The following is an 18,079-nucleotide window of genomic DNA, read 5'->3' on the forward strand; positions in this document are numbered from 1 at the left end:
GGCGTTCGACGTTCGATCGTTGCCCCATGCCGGACACAGCATGGATACTGCGACGGTCCGGGCGCCCTTCGTTTCAGCCCGGCGCCGGGCCGCCGAGCACCACACCATCGAGACCATCGAGGGGCAAGCCGAGATGGCGCAGCGCGGTCGGCGCGAGGTCGATGATGCGGCTCGTCGTCGTGACCACGCTGCCGGCTGAAAATCCGTTGCCGACGGCGATCAACGTCGGCCGGGTCTCATGCGGACCAAGCCCGCCGTGCATGCCGCAATCGCGCCGTACGGCATCCTCGTTCTCCGCGAAGCGAACCGCCATCGCCGTGAGTCCCGGAACGCCGTTGCAGTTGCGGCCGGGCGACTTCGCCATATCGATCGCGAGAACATCGGCGGCCGTAATCTGGCCAAGCTCGGCAAGGTCTTCGCCCATGATAATGCGCCCGGCCCAGGACTGCTGGCCGAGCCAGTCGGCTACCTCCATGCGCCGCGGCAGGGCGTCGCCGCCGAAATGAATGAAAGCCGATGATCCCTGGGGCGCCACGACAATCTCCGGGCTATCCAGGCTCATCTTGAATCCCGCTTCGTGCAGCCGTCGTTCCACCGGCACGGTCCCGGTGACGGATTCGTGACCATGGTCCGATCCGACGAGCAGGAGCACATCATGACCGCGGTCCCGCAACCACTCCACGGTTTCCGCGACCGCGCCAACGTGCCTATCGACCTCGCGTAGCGCCATGAGATGTTGCGGCGAGCCGAGCGGAAAGGCGTGCATGGTCTTGTCGGGCTCGGATAGCCAAAGCGTTGCAACCGAAGGCGGCCGCTCCATCAGGATCGAACTGAATTTGTCCGCCAGCACCGCATCGCCGACCGCGCCGGGAGGCGCGACAATCGCGGGCATCAGCGGCACCCGGCCCCGGCTGTAGCTCAGTTCGCGGTGGTGCAGTTCGCCGTGCCCCTCCGCATCGTGAAAGAAGGCCGCGCCCGGCGAGACGTTGGAACAGAGCACCGCGCCGTGCAGCGACGCTGCCCGCTGCGACAAGGAAGGGCGTGTCAACAATCGCCCGAAATGATTACGATACGTCTCGTAGAACTCCGGCCTGCCCGCATCATGAACTTCGTGCCCATTCTCGATCGGCAATGCGACCGCATTGCCCCGCAGTCCGTGCGATATCGGCCAGCATCCGGTGGCAATGGACGCCGACGACGCCCGTGTCGCCGACGGAAAAATCCCGCGATGGTCCGCGAACCAGGTTCCAGCCCGCCGAAGCCGCGCCATCTGCGGCGTGGTCTCCTCGGAAACGAAGTCCGGCCGGTGCCCGTCGCAGATGACGGTGACGACGATCGGGTGTGACATCGGCAATCCCTTTTTGACAGCTTAAGCAAGGGTCGGATCGAGCTTGTCGCGCAGCCAGTCGCCGATCAGCGAGACCGCCAGCGTCGTCAGCGTGATGATCGCCGCCGGCGTCAGCATGATCCACGGCGCGCTGCCGATATACTCGCGGCCATAACCCACCATGTTGCCAAGGCTGGTCATCGGCGGCTGCACGCCGAGACCGAGAAACGATAGCCCGGATTCGAGCAGGATGACTTCGGGAAACACCAGCGTCATCGAGATGATCAATGTGGAGGCGATATTGGGAAGGATATGGCGCAGATAGATCCGCGACGGCACGGCGCCGAGCTGCCTGACGGCGGAGGCATAGCCCTGCCCTGTCGCGGAGATCGCCAACCCGCGGGCGATCCGGGCGTAGCGCTCCCAGCCATAGAAGCCCATCAGCCCGATCAGCAGCGGCAGCGACGATCCGAAAAATGCCAGCACGGCAAGCGCCAGGATCAGAAACGGCATGCTGGCTTGAAAGTCAGCCAACATCAGCACGGCCTGTTCGGCGAGACCGCGGAAATGCGCCGCGAAGAATCCGAGCAGCGTGCCGACGATGGCCGAGATCGCCGTCGCGCCGAAAGCGATCAGCAATGAAATGCGGATTGAAAAAATCAGCCGTGTCAGCACATCGCGGCCGAGTTCGTCGGTTCCGAGCCAATGCGCGGCATTGCCGGGGGCCGAAAGACGGTTGCGCAGATCCATCTTGGTAACGCCATAGGGCGCGATCGCCTCCGCCAGGATCGCCACCGCCAGCATGGCAACGACCCACAGGATGGCAATCGCGACAAGGGGCGGAATCCGCGGCCACGACATCGTTCGTTTCGCCACGGTTGATTCCGGCAACGACACATCGGCCATGTCAGTGCGCCCCCGCCGCTTCCCGGCTCCTCAGGCGCGGATCGAGGAAACCATAGAGGAAATCGACGATCAGGTTCGATGTCACCATCGTCGCCGCGACCAGAAGCAGGATGCATTGCACCACGGCGAGATCGCGGTTCGCAACGGCAACGACAAGCAGCCGCCCGACCCCGGGCCAGGAGAACACGCTTTCGACGACGACGGCGCCGGCGATCAGCGTCCCGACCATGAAGCCGATGATCGTGACCGTCGGGATCGCGGCATTGGGCAAGGCGTGCGACAGCACCACCGCGCGCCACGAAACGCCCTTGGCCGATGCCGTGCGGATGTAGGGCTGGCCCAGCACTTCCAGCATCGCGCTGCGCGTGAAGCGCGCAAGCACCGCCGCGCCTCCGATGCCGAGCGTGAATATGGGCAGGATCGCGTGCCGCCAGGTTTCCTGCCCGCCGGACGGCAGCCAGCCGAGCTGTACGGCGAAAATCAACACCAGCACGAGGCCCAGCACGAAGCTCGGGACCGTGAACCCGGCCACGGCCCCGATCATCACCGCGCGATCGATCAGGCTGCCGCGATGCAGCGCCGCGAAAATGCCGCCGGGGATGCCGATCGCAAGCTTGAGCAGGAGCGCCGGGATCGTCAACGCCAGGGTGGCGGGGATACGCTCGAGGACGAGTTCGATCGCCGGACGGCCATCGCGCATCGAGCGTCCGAGTTCACCCTTGGCGATGGCGCCGAAATAATCGAAATATTGCATCCAGATCGGATCGTCGAGCCCCCACGCCTTGCGGAAGGCGGCGATGACCTCAGGCGGCGCCTCCGGGCCCATGATGATCAGGGCCGGATCGCCGGACAGGCGAAGCACGACAAACGCAAAGGTGACGACCAGTGCGATCGTGATCATCGCCCGTCCAATACGGATCGCGAAATAGCGCGCCATCAGGCAACGGCTCCCAACGCTACAGCGGCAGGCGATTCAAGCCCGGTCAGATGGCAGGCCACGCTTCGATCGGGGGCAACCTCGACAAGCACCGGCGCTTCGGTGCGGCAGCGCGCGAAGGCGCTCGGGCATCGCGGGTGAAAGGCGCATCCGCCCGGCTTCGCCGCTGGATTTGGCGGATCGCCGGAAAGCACGATCCGTTCAACTCTGCGCGTGCCGGGGGCCGGCGATGCCGAAACCAGCGCCTTGGTGTAGGGGTGCTGCGGCGAGACGAACAGATCGTCGGCGCTCCCCAGTTCGACCACACGCCCGAGATACATGACCGCGACGCGCTGGCTGATCTGGCGCACCACGCGCAGATCGTGGCTGATGAACAGCATCGTCAAATTCAGTTCTGCCTGAAGATCGATCAGGAGATTGACCACTTGCGCCTGGATCGAAACGTCGAGCGCACTGACGGGCTCGTCGCAAACCAGAAAATCCGGCCTTGTCGCCAAAGCGCGCGCCAGCACGGCGCGCTGGCGTTGGCCACCCGACAGTTCATGCGGGTATCGCCGCCCGACATCGTCCGAAAGCCGGACACTGCGCATCAACTCCTGCACGCGCGCCGCACGAAACGCCTCGTCTCCGACGGCGTGAATATCGAGCGGCTCCCGCACCTGCGCCGCAATCGGCAGGCGGCGGTCGAGCGCACCCAGCGGATCCTGAAAAATCATCTGCATCCGGGCGCGCAAAGCCCGCCATTCCGCCGTGTCCATCGCCGGAAGCCGGTCGCCATGGAAGGCGACAGACCCCGCGTCCGGATTTTCCAGGCCCAGCACGAGCCGGCCCGTGGTCGATTTTCCCGACCCGGATTCGCCGACGAGACCGAGGGTCTCGCCGCGGTTGATCCCGAAGGTCACCCCATCGACGGCACAGACGTCACGAGAGCGACCGAACATGCCCGCCCGCATCCGGTAAGTCCGGACCAGCCGGTCAACGCTCAGCAACGGCGTGGTCATTCGGCGGCCTGACTGATGGTTTCAGTTGCTTCCGCGTGCCGATCGATGACGCAGGCCACACGTCGACCTTCGCCGACAGCGCGAAGCCGTGGCGGCGTCGTGACGCACGGCGCGGTCGCCCGGCCACAACGCGGCGCAAAGGCGCAGCCGTTCGGCATGGCCTTCGGATCCGGCACGGTGCCGGCGATGGCGGTGAGCCGGCGGCGCGGGCCGTCGATGGGCGGCAACGATCCGATGAGCCCGTGTGCGTAGGGATGACGCGGATCATCGAACAATTCCGCCGACGGCGCCTCCTCCACCACACGACCCGCATACATCACCGCGACGCGGTCGCAATTTTCCGCGACCACGCCGAGATCATGGCTGATGAGCACGATCGCCATGCCGGTCTCCCGGCGTACGCGCCGGATGAGTTCGAGGATTTGCGCCTGGATTGTCGCATCGAGCGCCGTGGTCGGCTCGTCCGCAATCAACAGATCCGGATTCCCGGCCAACGCCATCGCGATCATGATGCGCTGGTTCTGTCCGCCGGAAAATTCGTGCGGATAGGCGGATAGTCGGCGTTCCGCATCCGGGATACCGACGAGGTCCAGCAGGCGCCTGGCTTCGGCGTGGATCGCGGCTCCCGAAAGCCCCCGATGCAGGGCCAGGCTTTCGCCGACCTGCCGGCGAATCGTCAGCACCGGATTCAATGCGCTCGCCGGGTCCTGAAATATCATGGCGATGCGGCCGCCGCGCACCCTGTCCATGGCGGCCGGCGACGCGCCGAGAATCTCGCTGCCTTCAAGCTTCACGCTGCCGCCGACGGAAGCGGTCTTCGGAAGCAGACCGAGTGCCGCCAGCCACGTCACCGACTTGCCCGAGCCGGATTCACCGACCAGCCCGACCGCCTCGCCGCGACCGACGCTGAGGCTGATGCCGTCGAGCACCTTTACGCCGTTAAAGGCGACGGTCAGGCCGTCGAGCGAGACCAGCGGCTCCATGGCTCAGACCTCGAAATTTCCGGCGCGGAAATCCATGGCAAAGGCCGGAGCAGCCTTCCACTTGATGGACTTCGGCTTTGCGGTGAAAGTCGCGTTCTGGTGCAGCACCGTATAGGCCGGGTCCTCGCGCTCGCAGATCTCAAGCATGCGGCGGAAGGCCGTACGGCGCGCCGCACGATCGGTCGACGTCTCGAGGAATTCGGCGAGCTTGTTGGCTTCCGCGTTGGTGAACTCGCCGATCTGTTGCTGCTGTCCGTTCGGTCCATGCTGGGCGACGAGCGAGGAGACCGGATCGTTGAACGGCGCGGAATTCGACCAGTCGCGGACCGCGCGCGTCGGCGTCCGTTCCATGATCTGGGTCCAGTTTTCCTTCGTCTCGATCTGGACGTTGAGGCCCACGGCCTTCCACATCTCCACCAGCACCTGCGCGGTTGCGACCTGATTGGTGTAATAGTTGTTGAGCAGCCGGTAGGGAATCGGATCGCCCTTGTAGTTGGCCTGTTTCAGCAGATCCTGCGCCGTTTTTGGGTTGTACTCCGGCACGGTCCAGTCGGACTGGTACATGTCGGCATAGAACTCCCATTGCAGCCCGCGCGGAACACGCGTGCGTCCGGCCCAGAGGCTGTCGACGATCGCCTGCCGGTCGATCGCATGGGTGAAGGCGCGTCGCATCAGTGGATTGGCAAGCTGCGGATGGTTCTTGTCGAACACCGTCAGCCGGTGGTTCATGATGGTGCCGCCCTGAACCTCGAAGGCCGCGTTCTTCTCGATGCCGGTGATCTGATCCGGCGGAATGTCGCAGGCGAACTGGTACTGGCCGGACACCAATCCATTCACGCGGCTGGATACTTCCGGAACCTCGACGAAACGAATGCGCTTGATCGGCGGACGGCCGCCCCAATATTCATCATGCGCTTCGAGCGTAAGCGACACGTCCGGCCTGAATTCGACAACCTTGTAAGGGCCGGTGGTAATCGGCTTCCGCGCCCAGTCGAGATAGCTTGCGGCCTCCTCCCAGCCGCGACGGCTCATGATGTCGGAACCGTAACGCGACAGCCGGCCTTCCAACGTGACATCGGGCGTGGCGTTGACGAAGCGCACCGTATATTTGTCAACGGCCTCGACGCGAATGAGGTCGGGCCAGATGCGGCGCGCCGCAGCCGGCACTTCCGCCGGCAGTTCCTTGCCGGGGCGCGGCGCCGGGATCTGTTCAAACGCCTTGATGGTGCTCCGGTTCTTGGCTTCCGTACTGGCGAACATGCGCTCACGGCTGAAACTGAAGATGACGTCCTCGGCCGTCATCTCGTCGCCGTTGTGGAATTTCACGCCCTGGCGAAGCTTCAGTTCGACGGTCTGGTCGTCGACGCGGCGCCATTCAGTGGCTAGCCCCGGCCTCACGCTGAGGTCGCCGCGCCAGTTCTTGCTGATCAGGGCCTCCCACAGCGAGGAGAAGAACACGCGTTCGCCGACGTTGGACTGCTCGCGCAGCACATCGAGCGTGTTGGAGTTTGTGACCTTCTGGACCGCAATATTGATGGACGGGCGATTGTCCGCCTGCCCGATCGATATGCGCGGCAACACGAACGCACCGGCGGCGCCAGCGCCAAGGCTCAGCAGGGAACGGCGGGTAGGACGGATCATGAATCGTTCCTTTTCATGGGACAAAACGATGTACGGAGATCGACGCCGCGGCTGTCGCGCGCATCGCCGACCTGTCATTCTCCCGAACAGGCACGAAGCAGCGCCTGTTCGACTTTCAAACGGCGAGCCCGAGCGCCTCGATATGTGCGGCGCCACGACGAATGTTGATCTGATCCTTGACCTCGATCAGCAGGCGGGGCTTGCTCGACAGGCGGCCGAGCGCCCGGAACACGGCAGCCCAGCGCACCGAGCCGTCCCCCGGAAGCCAATGGCGGTCCGAGTAGCCGTCGGTGTCCTGGATGTGGACATGGGCGAGGTCATCGCCCGCGGCATCGACGTAATAGTCGACCGGCGGCGCGCCGGTGGAAACGTGGGCGTAATGCGCGTGTCCGGTATCGATCGAAACACGGACCGCGGTGCTGTTGAAGCTCCTGGCGAGCAGGACGCGGGCGGCCGGGTCCTTGTCCTCTATATTTTCGATCACGAGTTCGCACCCGATGTTCTCGGCACGCTGCACGACGTCCTTGAGCGTCAGATGCACCCGTTCGGAGAGGGCGTGCCGGGAACCCGGATTAATATCCAGATTGTTGTAGTCCCACGTCGTGAAGGGCGAGTGGATGACCATCTGGGTCGCGCCGAGCATCTCGCACGCCTCCAGGCCCTGCAAGAGCCGCCTGGTAACGACGGCGCGGATCAGCGGATCCTGGCTGTCGATCTTGAATCCCCAGAACGGGCCGTGAATCCCGAGCCGACCGGTGTAGCCGTCGAGCAGCCGGCGGATCTCGGCGCCGACCGAACGCCAATCCCCATCGAGCGTCGCGCTGCTGAAAAAGTCCTGAATTTCCAGGTCGCGCTGCTTCTCGAGGATCCAGCCACGGTGAATGGCAAGTGTCTCTTTCGTCAGCGCAGCGCCAAGGATCGGCACATCCGTACTTGCGGCCATGGATACTCCGATAGCTCGATCATGCTTCATGCAGGCCGAGCTAATCGAGCGACGTGACGGGCTGATGAAATTTCGCCGGCCAGCATCACGATCACGGGCTTTTCCACGATACGATGCAAAATGTGGGCTGCGCGAAAATGGCGCTGGATGTCGGCTTCGGTGGAAGGCTGCCCAAACATATCCAGATCGGTGGAAATGAAAGCGACAGTGGCCTTGCTTTCCGATCAACGCGCGCTTGATTGCCTGCCCGCCGGTCTCGCCGTCTCCCGTTCAATCGACGTCTGCCGGAAAGTCCGCCCGGATTGATTCGCCATTTTATGCATCCTCAAAGGGTGTGCCCTGACTTTCACGACACAATCATCGCGCTCGCCGCTTCGAGCCGGTAACGCAGCAGCGGCGACGGCAGGCATTCGACAACGCAACGCCGACCGCCGCGGCAGACGGGCGAGGACTGACGGCCTGCGCCCGCAGCGCGTCGATTCGAGGAAGACGCGCCGCCTGATCACGCAGGTGGCTCCGGAACCCCGCACTATGTGCGGAAGGTCACTACAGATGCTCGACCATTTGATTGAAATCTTCCAAAAACTTTAGCGGTGCCGTTTACTCGAACTTTGCTCGTGGCGTTCTAGTCCACAGCAGAATGTTTCGTCATGGAACAAAAACACGCCGCCGCCACAAGTCGGTCAAATCTTCCTGTCCAGTACCAACGGATCGCTTGAGTGTTCATTCGTATCGTCAAACTTTTCGTCACGGCAGGCTTAATTGAATCAAGCTTTATCTGGCCCAATTTGAAATGAATCTCGCACGCGAATCGATCGAATTATTAGGCCAGATAGCGCGGATAGTATGGTTTGAAGGAACCAAACACGGGCTGCGCGACCGCGAATGGATGGCGCTGCGATTTCTCTCCCGCGCCAACCGTTTCTCCAGGACCCCTTCGTCGTTGGCGAGTTACGTCGGCACGACCAGGGGCACCGCGTCGGTGCTCATCGATGAGCTTGAAAGGCTCGGGTACCTGGAAAGGAAGCGTTCCGCCGAGGACAAGCGCTCAGTGATGCTGAGCGTCACGCAGAAGGGCAAGAAAGTCCTGGTGCGCGACCCTGCCAATATTCTCGTGGATGCGATTGCCGCGCTCGATGATGAAGGCAAGATCCGCCTGCGCGACGCGCTCCGGCATGTGCTGGACCAATCTGAAGTAGCCGAGCAGAAACAGCACGCCGACGTTTGCAAACGGTGCATCTTCCTCAGGGAAGACCGGATGCCGACCGAGGGCAAAACGTCGGCTGAATTCACCTGTCGCATGTTTCGCGCTGCGATCGCGGAGGACGAGATCGAATTGCTGTGCACCAGTTTCGAACATCGCCGGCAATAGCCGGTGGTTACGGGGTTCCCTTGCGAGAAGAGTAGATCGCTCCGCCGCTGGACAACACGACCAGGCGTCCATTCTCGTTCCCGATCTCTTCGATACGACCGAGCCCGGGCACCTGTTGTCCGAGAACGGCTTCGACTACGCCGTTCGGCCCCTGCAGGATGGCGACTCCTTCGTATGCCTGGCGAACCGTCCACCCCTTGACCGCCCTTCTAGCTGCCGGCGCGCGCTCAGGAGGAGACGCCGAACCGGTGAACTCGGGGACGGAAGCTGCTGACGCCATCAACGGCATCGAGGGGGCTGGCGGCAGTGGTTGCGGGATAACCGGCGCCGGAACCTGGGCCTGCGACTGGGCAAGCCTGTCGAGCTTTGCCGTCGAGGACGAGCTGACCCGCTCGATGCGGTCAAGGTTCTCGGCGAACCGGCCGAAGCGATCGTTCGTCGCCTTGCTCGACTGGTCAACGGCAGCGCGCAATCCATCGAGATTTTCCGAGACCCCCGCCACCTGCTTGCGCAGTTGGGCGACCGTATCGCGCAACATCCTGATTTCGGCGTTCGCCGCAACGCTGGTTTGACCCGGCAACGTGGCGAGGTAGACGATCACGCCGGTGCAAGCGCTGACGACCAGGCCTACGGCGATCGCCAATGTCGCGAGCGGGACGACCCAGGTCGGGCGCGGCGCCGGGGGCTTGGCCACTATAATGGCGGGCCGTACCACCGCCGGCGCAGGTTTCGGTATCGCCATCTTTTCCAGGCGGGCCTTCGCACGGATGCGCTTCAACCCCTCAAGCGCCTCCTTTGCGAGGGCTTCATCGGTCGCTGCGACCGCAGCGGCCGCCGGCGCGGCCGCTCGTGTGGCGTCATGCGTCGAATCCGGAGCCTGCTTCGCCGCTCCGGAAAGATCCGAAGTCCTGATGGGACGAGCCTTGCCGTCGGACAACATTTCAAATGCTCCGCTTCGAATCGACCATGCTGAGCAAAGCTAGTTGCCGAAGCTTATCCGAAACCGACGTCCGGCACGTCGTCACCGCGGGCCCGCGACGTCGCGCGCCACGGTTCCGCCACGCGAAGCGTGCAAAGGTGCGACTCTAAAGCCACACTCCCGCCAAGATTGAATAGGTCAGCTGTCCCGCGCCGCCTGGTTCAGGTTGCCTTGCAGCGGTAATGCGCCCGTCGACGCCATTCCGGAATTGAAAAACAAATCAACGGCCCGGCCGTTCAGTATTGTTGAAAACACCTTCAATTCCGTAGTTACGAACAAGCAACGAAGGCACGCACGCGAATATGCTTTGAAGTTCAAACCAACTGGTGTGATTGCAATAACGAAGAAGCACCTATTGAGAAACAAACAGCAACAAGCTCGTTTACCAAGAGGTTCGGCGCGCGCGCTTGATAACGAATCGCCAATCGTTACGGTTTTACCTAAGTGATTCTCGCCCGATGGCGAGGAGATCGACACAGACCAGCGGTGTTGGACGCGATGAGCAACTTGGCGCAACTGTTCTAGATCGTTTCTCAAATGCTCCGCGTGGTGACTGCAAAGCGCCCGCCGAGCCTACTTCGTAGCGTTCAGTAATCAAAAATCAAAGTAACAGGCCTGCAAGCGCAGGCACTGAATGCGTAAGGCTGCCTGCGAATATCTCAAACAGAACAATCGTTCGCAGGAAGAATGTCGTCAAACAGCAAGGCTGCCGGTCCGGGCTAAGGCAACACAACAAGTTGCCGCCGGGATTGCAGCGAGTCCGAAACAGGGGCGAAAGACTGATGTATATCATCGTTGATGACCGCGAAAATGTCGCTAACAGCTACGTCGGAGGGCTGGTTCGGGAGGGTGTTTCATCGATCGCATTCTCCTCCGGCGAATTCTGGGACTGGCTGCAATCCGTGAGCGAGGCAGACCTGGCAGCGGTCGACGCTTTCCTCGTGGGAGAATTCGACGCGCGCGGAAGCCTTCCGCGGGCCGTGCGCAAACGATCGTCGGCCGCCATCATCGCGGTGAGCGGCCACAAGATGCTCAAGAACACACTGGAGCTGTTCGAGGCCGGGGTCGACGACGTGGTGCATGCTCCGATCCATCTGCGCGAGATTCTCGCCAGAACCGCGGCAATCGCGCGCCGCAGGCTGAGCGATCTGCCGCGGCCATGTGAAACGCGTCTTCAGGTATTCTTCAACGGCCGCGATCCTGAAATCGCGGGCCGTGCCCTCACATTGCCTCGCCGTGAGCTGCGCATTCTCGAATATATGGTCGGCAACCACGGCAAATGGATCACCAAGACGCAGATATTCAACGCGGTCTACGGCATATTCGAGTCGACGTTCGACGAGAGCGTGATCGAGAGCCATGTCAGCAAGCTGCGCAAGAAGCTTCGCGACCGGCTCGGCTTCGACGTGATCGTGGCCCGGCGGTACGTCGGGTACCGGCTGGATATTCCGGCGCTCGACAGCATTGAGGTGCCGATGCAGGATCTCGGCGACGTCGGCATGCTCATCAACAGACCGCATGCCCTGCCGGCGGCGTACTCGGCCGGCAGCTAATTTAGAGCGCGACGACGACGCAAACGATTATCCCGGCGGCACGGACGAGACATCCGAAACAAGCCAACACCGGTTCTCCGCACAGGCAGGCTGAGAACCGGTGCGATTTCAGCCGTAGACCGGACTGGAAGCTCGGGCAGGCAGCTCCGGAGCGGCGGGTGTCACACCTCCGCTACGGCTTCCGCTGGAATTCTTCCCTGGAGACGTAGTTGAAATCGTCAAGGAGGACGTCCTGCACGATTTCGGCCTGCATACGCTCATTGACGCGCTGCTTGATGGCTGTGGTGAGGATGGACAGGTCGTAGCGGGCAAGCTTCCTGAAATCCAGCCGCTCATCCGCATAGATCCTGCGAAAGGCTTCATCGACGACATAGGGCTCGGGCGGAACAGCGAGCTGGCGCATGGTGCTTCCTTCGACCGTATAGACGAACCGTGCAACGACATAGCCCTGCACCGCGCCGTTCTCGACCATGGGCACGCTCAGCACCCGCGTCTTCTGGGATTGCAGGCCGGCGAGATATTCATCCTTCGCGGCGAGCGTGCCGCCGTTTTCCTTCCAGTAGGCGACGGCATAGCTCGTCCCTGCGGTGAGTATGCATACCCAGAGCCCGGCCAGCACCAGCCTGATCATTTGCCGTCCCTCGCGGTCCGCGTATAGGTGCCGTCTGACTCGGCCTCCTTGATCGCCCTTACGATGATGGTGGCCACTTCGCGCACGGCGTCGTAGTGCATCTCCAGGATCTGGCGGTTTCGCTCGAGCTTCTGACGTAGCCGCTGGACTTCCTCCGTGACCTCCGCCTCGCCGCCAAGATAGGTCCGAGCCCGCATCAGGCGAACGAATTCCAGCATGCTCCGGCTCTTGCGTGCGCTGAAATCGTCGAAGTCGATCTTCGTTCCGGTCTCCAGCGCGACCGTTTCTTCCTCCACCACATTCTCCAGCCGTCGGATCGCCGCCAGCAGGCCTTGCACTTCGTCCGGTCTTGCGCCGCCAGCGTCTATGGCCTTGCCGTCTACATCCGGCACGTGCACGGGCAATGTCGCCCCGTCCCGTCCTTCGATCTGTACGTCAAATGGCTCGGCCAGCACGGCCAGCGCGCCGCTATCTATCTGCATTGGAACATCCCCCAGCTCTCGAATCCGAAGCTCATCATCCCGCCTTTCCTGAATCGTCCCGCACCGCCGGATGCGCAGCAGCGAGTTGTTTGGCAATGCCGATGCCTTTGCCCTGCGCAAGTTGATTGCCGAGCTGTTCCGCCATCATCGACCGCCAGACGGTGCCGGCCGTTCCCTTTCCGAAAAGGTCCTCCGACTGCTTCGGGAGCATCGTCTCGACGAAGACCTGAAGAACGAAGGCTTCAAACTTGCGGTATACATCTGTCGGAGATGATGCCTTGATTACCTGCACTGGCGCGCCCGGCGACCCCGGCTCGGATGCCGCGGCCTTCGCCGTCGATTGATCCGCAGCGGCCCGCGCCGTTGCAGCGGCCTTGCTGACCTCTGCGTCCATCGTGGCAGCAAAACCGGCATCGGGGGACTTCAGGGCATCCAGTTTCGCGGTCGCCGCGCGTTGCGTCGCCGGATCCGCAGCTTCCAGGACGCCGAGAACAACATCAGGTGTGGGCGTCACGATCATTCTTTTGAATCCAGCCAGCCGGTCGTCGCCGTCCGATCACGCCGGCCGGCATGCAGATTTGTCATTTCCTCGAGCGCACGCGCTTCCGCATCGCGAAGCCTGGCGGCCGCGGCCGCCCTCGCGATCTGTTCCAGATGCTTCACACGGCGGTTTTCTGCCCGAACCTGGTCGAGCTGCCGGGATGCCTGGGCCTGAACCGCACGAACCCCCGCCCCGGTCGTCGTCAAGCGCCGCGCAATCGATTCGCTGGACGACCCCATCGGCAGCCGCCTCTCATTGAGCGCCGTGACCAGATAGGTTTCCTCCTCCTGCAGGTTCTGCTCCTGCTGCCGCAATTGCGTGAGCTGCCATTCGGACAGCCGCAGTTGCAGCTTCATGAGTGAGACCATCCGACCAAGCTTTTCAGCGCGCGGCTTCATGTCCGGTCAGCCCGCCACCCAGGACGAGACGCCGATCATGAACTGGCTCAGCAGTTCATCGCTCGTGAGGTAAAGCAGCAAAAAACCGCCGAACATGACGAAGGGAACCGAGATGAAATAGACCGGGATCGTCGGCGTCAGCTTGTTGATGAGACCGATCGCCAGATTGACGATGACCGAGTAGACGACGAACGGACTGGTGATCCGCAGCGTCAGCACAAAGGCCTCCGAGAGACGATTGAGCGTTTGCGCCAGCGCCACGTCCCCGCCGAGCTTGTCTCCGGGATGCCAGACGTCATAGGAGTTCATGAGCCCGCGCAGCACCAGCCAATGCTGGTCCGTCAGGAAAAACAGCGTGGTGACGGCCGCCATGATCAACGGGACCAGGGCCGGCGCCGGGTCGACATCTCCCACCTGCGTTCCGGGGATGCTGCTCAGCCCGATCGCGTTCGTCACGGCCGTTACCATGGTCTGAAGCGCCAGAAAGAACACGCGTCCGCCAAGACCGATGACGCTGCCGATCAGAAGCTCGGTGCCGATCAGCGACGCCAGCCTGAGCGGCGAGGCATCGGCCAGCAGCGGCCGAAGGGTCGCAGCCAGCAACGGCGCGAGCGCGAAACTGGTGACGATCGCGATGAACAGGCGGACCTGGGGCGGAATGTTGAGGCTGGAGAATCCCGGCACCAGCATCAGGCAGGCGCCGATCCGGCAGAACACGACGAAGGTCGCCAGTACGCTGTCGGCGAGGCCGCTGATCACGAGACGGCCCCCAGCGACCTGATCTCGGCACTGCGCGCGACCTCGACATGCGACAGGATCGGCAAGGTCGGGAATACCCGCTCCAGGATCATCCGGACATAGGGCCGCGCTTCCGGGGTCACCGCCAGCACGACACTGGTTCCCGCTTCGGTGAACTTCCGAACCGCGGCGCTGGCTTCGGTCGCGAATTGCTCGATCAACCGCGGGTCCGCGTCGAATTCGACGACGTCGCCCTTGGCGTCGCGCTTCAGGTTCTGGTGGAACGCCAGGTCCCAGCGATTGCCGAGGCGAACGACGTTCAGCACGCCATTGTCGGAAAGATCGCCGCAGATCTGCTGTGCGAGACGCATCCGGACATGCTCGGCGACCTGCTCCGAGCGCCGGACATGCGGCGCGATCTCGGCAATCGCCTCGAGAATCAGATGAAGATTCCTGATCGACACGCGCTCGGCCAGCAGAATCTTCAGGATCGCGAGCAACCCCGAATACGAGATCTGCGACGGACAGAGATCGTCGACCAGACGCCTGTATTCGGGATCGAGCCGCTCCAGCAGCGCACGCATATCCTTGTAGGACAAGAGCTGGGCGAGGTTTGCCCGGATCACCTCACTCAGATGCGTGAGCAACACCGACAGATTGTCGACCGGCTTGCAGCCCTGTCGCTTGACTTCTTCCGTGAAGGCCTCCGTCACCCACAGCGCCTTCATGCCGAACGCCGGCTCGATCACCTCGTCACCGGGCACATCAGGCTTTCCATCCTGGTCCACGAGCACGAGCACCTCGCCGAGCCGGAGCTGGCCATGGGCCACCCGCGTGTCATGAATCCGGATCTGGTATCCCTTGGGATCGATCGACAGATTGTCGGTGAGCTTGATCTCCGGAATCACGAAGCCGTACTGCTTGGCGAATTTCTTGCGGATCTTGCTCACCCGATGGGCAAGCTCGTTGCGGGAGCCCAGTAGATGAACCGAAAGCTGGCTTCCGAGCGAGAGCTCGATCTCCGAGGTCTTGAGCGAATCCCGGACCGTTTCCTTGGCGTCGGCCTCGGCCCGCTCGTCTGCCCTGCTGGCCTCCTCCTTGCGCAGCTCGGCCGCCCGTCGTTTCGGCAGCGAGTAGCCTACGAATGCCATGACCCCGCCGAGCAGCGCGAACGGCAGGAACGGCAGCCCGGGCATCAGCGCCAGGACGAACATCATCAGGGCCGCCGCCGACACCGCGCGGGGATAGCCGCCGAGTTGGCGCAGCACCGCCTGCTCCGCCGACCCCCTGGTTCCGCCTTTTGAAACCAGCAGACCGGCCGAAAGCGACACGATCAGCGCCGGCATCTGCGTCACAAGGCCGTCGCCCACTGACAATTTGGTATAGACGTCGGCGGCCCGGCCGAGCGTCAGGCCATGATGCGTCACACCGATGATGATGCCGCCAAAGATGTTGATCGCCGTGATGATCAGGCCGGCGACGGCGTCGCCGCGCACAAATTTCGAGGCACCGTCCATCGCACCGAAGAACGCACTCTCTTCCTCGAGCTCGCGGCGCCTGCGCTGGGCTTCCTTGTCGTCGATCAGGCCCGCGGAGAGATCCGCATCGATCGCCATCTGCTTGCCGGGGATCGCGTCCAGCGTGAAGCGGGCGCCGACCTCGGCGATGCGGGTCGCGCCCTTGGTGATCACGACGAAATTCACCGTGACCAGGATCGCAAAGATGATCAGGCCGATGACGAAATCGCCACCCATGACGAACTTGGAAAAGCCCGCAACGACATAGCCGGCAGCGTGTTCGCCCTCGCCGCCGCGCGACAGGATCAGGCGGGTGGTGGCGATGTTCAGGGCGAGCCGGAGGATCGTCGCAATCAGCAGCACGGTCGGAAAAGCCGAGAAATCGAGCGGACGCTGGATCCACAGCGCGACCATCAGGATGAGGGCCGACAGCGCGATCGAAACCGCAAGGCCAAGGTCGACCAGGATTGACGGGATCGGCAGAAACAGGATCGTGAGCATGGTCACGATGCCGGCCGCAAAGAACACGTCCGCGCCGAGGCGTCGCTGGGGCGGAAGGGTAGCAGTGAGCATATCGGCCATGGGTCACCGGCGGCAAATTCCGGAGTGCAATCTGCCGCGCAAAGCTTACGCGAGGGTGGCGATGACGGCCGGACGGATCAGAATCCGCGCTCGATCCGCGAATAGACCATCTCGGTGAAGGTGGAGAGATGCGCGCCGATGAACGAGCCGGAGACAGCCACGACCAAGAGAATGACGATGATCTTCGGTACGAAGGTCAACGTCACTTCCTGGATCTGGGTCAAGGCCTGGATGAGGGCGATGACGGTACCCACGAGCATTGCGGCGCCGACCGCAGGCCCGGAGGCGACGATGATGGTCCAGATCGCCGCCTGGACCATATCGAGGGCGTCCCTCTCGTTCATGACTGGCTGATCGTGAGGCCAGGCCCGACCGCGACCTTCGTGCCGTTTTCGAGCGTCGCAATGGAGCCGTCGCTATTGATCGAAATCGAAACGACCTTGCCGCTGAAGCTAGCCCCGGTCGAGTCGGTGAAGCTGACAGTCTTTCCGATCAGCCCATCGGCTTGCGACAGCGACTGCGAAGACAGCAGCGCATCGAGCTTCGCATTGGTCTGCATCGCCTGCTCGACCGTCGACAACTGCGCGAACTGGCTCATATATTGCGAAGTGTCCATCGGATTGGTGGGATCCTGGTTCTTCATTTCGGCCACCAGGAGCTGCAGGAACGTGTTGTAGTCGACGGTGCTCGTCGACGTGGTGGCCGTGGACGAGGTCGCCGAAGATCTCGCCGTATCGGTTGCGCTGGTAACGTTCATTTGTCTCTCCGCTGTCAGGCAGCCTCGAATGGAAGATTGGTCGCGGCGCCGGACAGGATCGCCTGCTCCACCGGAAACAATGCCCGGATCCGCTTCAGCGCCTCGTAGTAACGCTTCCCCCCGACCAGGTCGTCGATCGCCGCGAGGCCCTCGAGCATTTCCTGGTTCTCGCACACCGCCTTCAGGGCGGTGTGATGCTGCCCGTAAAGCGCGTCTGCATCCTGATGGTCCGTCGGGTTCATCAGCATGAGCTGAACGATGAAATAGAGCTGCCGCAGCGCCGTGGTGGCGTCGGCCGCCTGCATGACCTGGCCTTCCAGAAGAAACATCACGTCGTTGACGAGTTCGATCGCGACCTTTCGGTCGACACGCAGCACCGCCCCGTTGACGTAGATGAGCTCTCCCGCCCGCAACGATATCTTCATTGAAGCGCATCCCGGATCAGCCTGTTGATTTCGATCAGGCCCGTCACGTCATTCGACCTCTGGTCCCGCAAGCGGTCGGCTTCCTTGACGACCCACAGGCCGATCGAAATGATGTCGGCGCGCAGCTTGTCGGGAAACCCGTTTTCCGGATGCACGAGGTCCTCGATGAGGATGGTCCATAGCCGCCGGATGTAGAGCAGGCTTTCGATCAAATCCTCGTTGCTGAAGGAGCCCTGGCGAAGCCGCTCCAGCCGATCGATACCGAGACTCAAGGCCTGCCGCTCGCGCGCCCGCGCTTCGTGACCACTGTCTTCAACGACGGTCTCGTAGGCATCCCAAGTCATGTGGACCACTCTGCAGAGGAGG

General features: G+C 62.8%; 20 protein-coding genes. 2 read left to right on the plus strand and 18 right to left on the minus strand.

The genetic code is table 11. The features are described 5' to 3' along the window. Positions 1-73: 73 nt before the first annotated feature. The 7 genes from QUH67_RS27390 to QUH67_RS27420 all read right to left on the minus strand — a co-directional run bounded on the left by QUH67_RS27390 (position 74) and on the right by QUH67_RS27420 (position 7,738). The gene (locus QUH67_RS27390) at positions 74-1,348 is read right to left on the minus strand and encodes an alkaline phosphatase family protein (RefSeq protein ID WP_300942545.1); all 1,275 of its coding nucleotides are present in this window, start codon (positions 1,346-1,348) and stop codon (positions 74-76) included. 21 nt (positions 1,349-1,369) lie between these two features. Beyond that, positions 1,370-2,188: an ABC transporter permease gene (locus QUH67_RS27395; protein WP_407080483.1), complete on the minus strand. Its 819-nt coding sequence runs from the start codon at positions 2,186-2,188 to the stop codon at positions 1,370-1,372. Positions 2,189-2,234: 46 nt separating this feature from the next. Then, entirely contained in the window at positions 2,235-3,170 is a 936-nt protein-coding gene (locus tag QUH67_RS27400) for an ABC transporter permease (protein ID WP_300942548.1), read from the minus strand. Then, positions 3,170-4,171 carry an ABC transporter ATP-binding protein gene (locus QUH67_RS27405; RefSeq protein ID WP_300942549.1) on the minus strand — a complete coding sequence of 334 codons (1,002 nt, stop codon included), beginning with the start codon at positions 4,169-4,171 and terminating at the stop codon, positions 3,170-3,172. Before QUH67_RS27405 ends, QUH67_RS27400 begins: the two co-directional genes overlap by 1 nt. Next, entirely contained in the window at positions 4,168-5,154 is a 987-nt protein-coding gene (locus QUH67_RS27410; protein WP_300942550.1) for an ABC transporter ATP-binding protein, read from the minus strand. The genes QUH67_RS27405 and QUH67_RS27410 overlap by 4 nt, the downstream gene beginning before the upstream one ends. 3 nt (positions 5,155-5,157) lie before the next feature. Next, the gene (locus QUH67_RS27415) at positions 5,158-6,795 is read right to left on the minus strand and encodes an ABC transporter substrate-binding protein (protein WP_300942552.1); all 1,638 of its coding nucleotides are present in this window, start codon (positions 6,793-6,795) and stop codon (positions 5,158-5,160) included. Positions 6,796-6,910: 115 nt separating this feature from the next. Continuing rightward, the gene (locus QUH67_RS27420) at positions 6,911-7,738 is read right to left on the minus strand and encodes a sugar phosphate isomerase/epimerase family protein (protein WP_300942554.1); all 828 of its coding nucleotides are present in this window, start codon (positions 7,736-7,738) and stop codon (positions 6,911-6,913) included. Positions 7,739-8,531: 793 nt separating this feature from the next. Between QUH67_RS27420 and QUH67_RS27425 the strand changes: the two genes are divergently transcribed. Next, positions 8,532-9,110 carry a MarR family winged helix-turn-helix transcriptional regulator gene (locus QUH67_RS27425; RefSeq protein WP_300942556.1) on the plus strand — a complete coding sequence of 193 codons (579 nt, stop codon included), beginning with the start codon at positions 8,532-8,534 and terminating at the stop codon, positions 9,108-9,110. A gap of 7 nt (positions 9,111-9,117) precedes the next feature. On the opposite strand, the gene QUH67_RS27430 is transcribed toward QUH67_RS27425, so the two are convergent. Beyond that, positions 9,118-10,050, minus strand: coding sequence for a hypothetical protein (locus QUH67_RS27430; RefSeq protein WP_300942557.1), 933 nt, complete (start codon positions 10,048-10,050; stop codon positions 9,118-9,120). 821 nt (positions 10,051-10,871) lie between these two features. Between QUH67_RS27430 and QUH67_RS27435 the strand changes: the two genes are divergently transcribed. After that, positions 10,872-11,642, plus strand: a complete 771-nt coding sequence (locus QUH67_RS27435) for a response regulator transcription factor (protein ID WP_300942558.1) — start codon at positions 10,872-10,874, stop codon at positions 11,640-11,642. Positions 11,643-11,814: 172 nt separating this feature from the next. On the opposite strand, the gene QUH67_RS27440 is transcribed toward QUH67_RS27435, so the two are convergent. The 10 genes from QUH67_RS27440 to flaF all read right to left on the minus strand — a co-directional run bounded on the left by QUH67_RS27440 (position 11,815) and on the right by flaF (position 18,057). Then, on the minus strand, positions 11,815-12,273 hold the full coding sequence (locus QUH67_RS27440; protein ID WP_300942559.1) for a hypothetical protein: 459 nt from the start codon (positions 12,271-12,273) through the stop codon (positions 11,815-11,817). Next, positions 12,270-12,755 (minus strand): flagellar biosynthesis protein FlgN, encoded by a 486-nt coding sequence (locus QUH67_RS27445; RefSeq protein ID WP_300942560.1) that lies wholly within the window; start codon positions 12,753-12,755, stop codon positions 12,270-12,272. The genes QUH67_RS27440 and QUH67_RS27445 overlap by 4 nt, the downstream gene beginning before the upstream one ends. Positions 12,756-12,789: 34 nt before the next feature. Then, entirely contained in the window at positions 12,790-13,275 is a 486-nt protein-coding gene (locus tag QUH67_RS27450; RefSeq protein ID WP_300942561.1) for a rod-binding protein, read from the minus strand. Beyond that, positions 13,272-13,652, minus strand: coding sequence for a hypothetical protein (locus QUH67_RS27455; RefSeq protein ID WP_320416100.1), 381 nt, complete (start codon positions 13,650-13,652; stop codon positions 13,272-13,274). Before QUH67_RS27455 ends, QUH67_RS27450 begins: the two co-directional genes overlap by 4 nt. A 48-nt stretch (positions 13,653-13,700) precedes the next feature. Next, on the minus strand, positions 13,701-14,453 hold the full coding sequence (gene fliR / locus QUH67_RS27460) for a flagellar biosynthesis protein FliR (protein ID WP_300942563.1): 753 nt from the start codon (positions 14,451-14,453) through the stop codon (positions 13,701-13,703). Next, a complete protein-coding gene (flhA, locus tag QUH67_RS27465) occupies positions 14,450-16,531 on the minus strand; it encodes a flagellar biosynthesis protein FlhA (protein ID WP_300942564.1) in 2,082 nt (693 codons plus the stop codon). Before flhA ends, fliR begins: the two co-directional genes overlap by 4 nt. Before the next feature lie 77 nt (positions 16,532-16,608). Continuing rightward, complete coding sequence (gene fliQ, locus QUH67_RS27470) at positions 16,609-16,875, minus strand: flagellar biosynthesis protein FliQ (protein ID WP_300942565.1); 267 nt, start codon at positions 16,873-16,875, stop codon at positions 16,609-16,611. Beyond that, the gene (gene flgD / locus QUH67_RS27475; protein ID WP_300942567.1) at positions 16,872-17,288 is read right to left on the minus strand and encodes a flagellar hook assembly protein FlgD; all 417 of its coding nucleotides are present in this window, start codon (positions 17,286-17,288) and stop codon (positions 16,872-16,874) included. The genes fliQ and flgD overlap by 4 nt, the downstream gene beginning before the upstream one ends. Positions 17,289-17,302: 14 nt before the next feature. Beyond that, positions 17,303-17,713, minus strand: a complete 411-nt coding sequence (gene flbT / locus QUH67_RS27480) for a flagellar biosynthesis repressor FlbT (protein ID WP_300942568.1) — start codon at positions 17,711-17,713, stop codon at positions 17,303-17,305. Further along, entirely contained in the window at positions 17,710-18,057 is a 348-nt protein-coding gene (gene flaF / locus QUH67_RS27485; protein ID WP_300942569.1) for a flagellar biosynthesis regulator FlaF, read from the minus strand. Before flaF ends, flbT begins: the two co-directional genes overlap by 4 nt. Between the last annotated feature and the right edge of the window lie 22 nt (positions 18,058-18,079).

The sequence above is a fragment of the Bradyrhizobium roseum genome (assembly GCF_030413175.1).
In the GTDB taxonomy this organism is placed as follows: Bacteria; Pseudomonadota; Alphaproteobacteria; order Rhizobiales; family Xanthobacteraceae; genus Bradyrhizobium; species Bradyrhizobium roseum.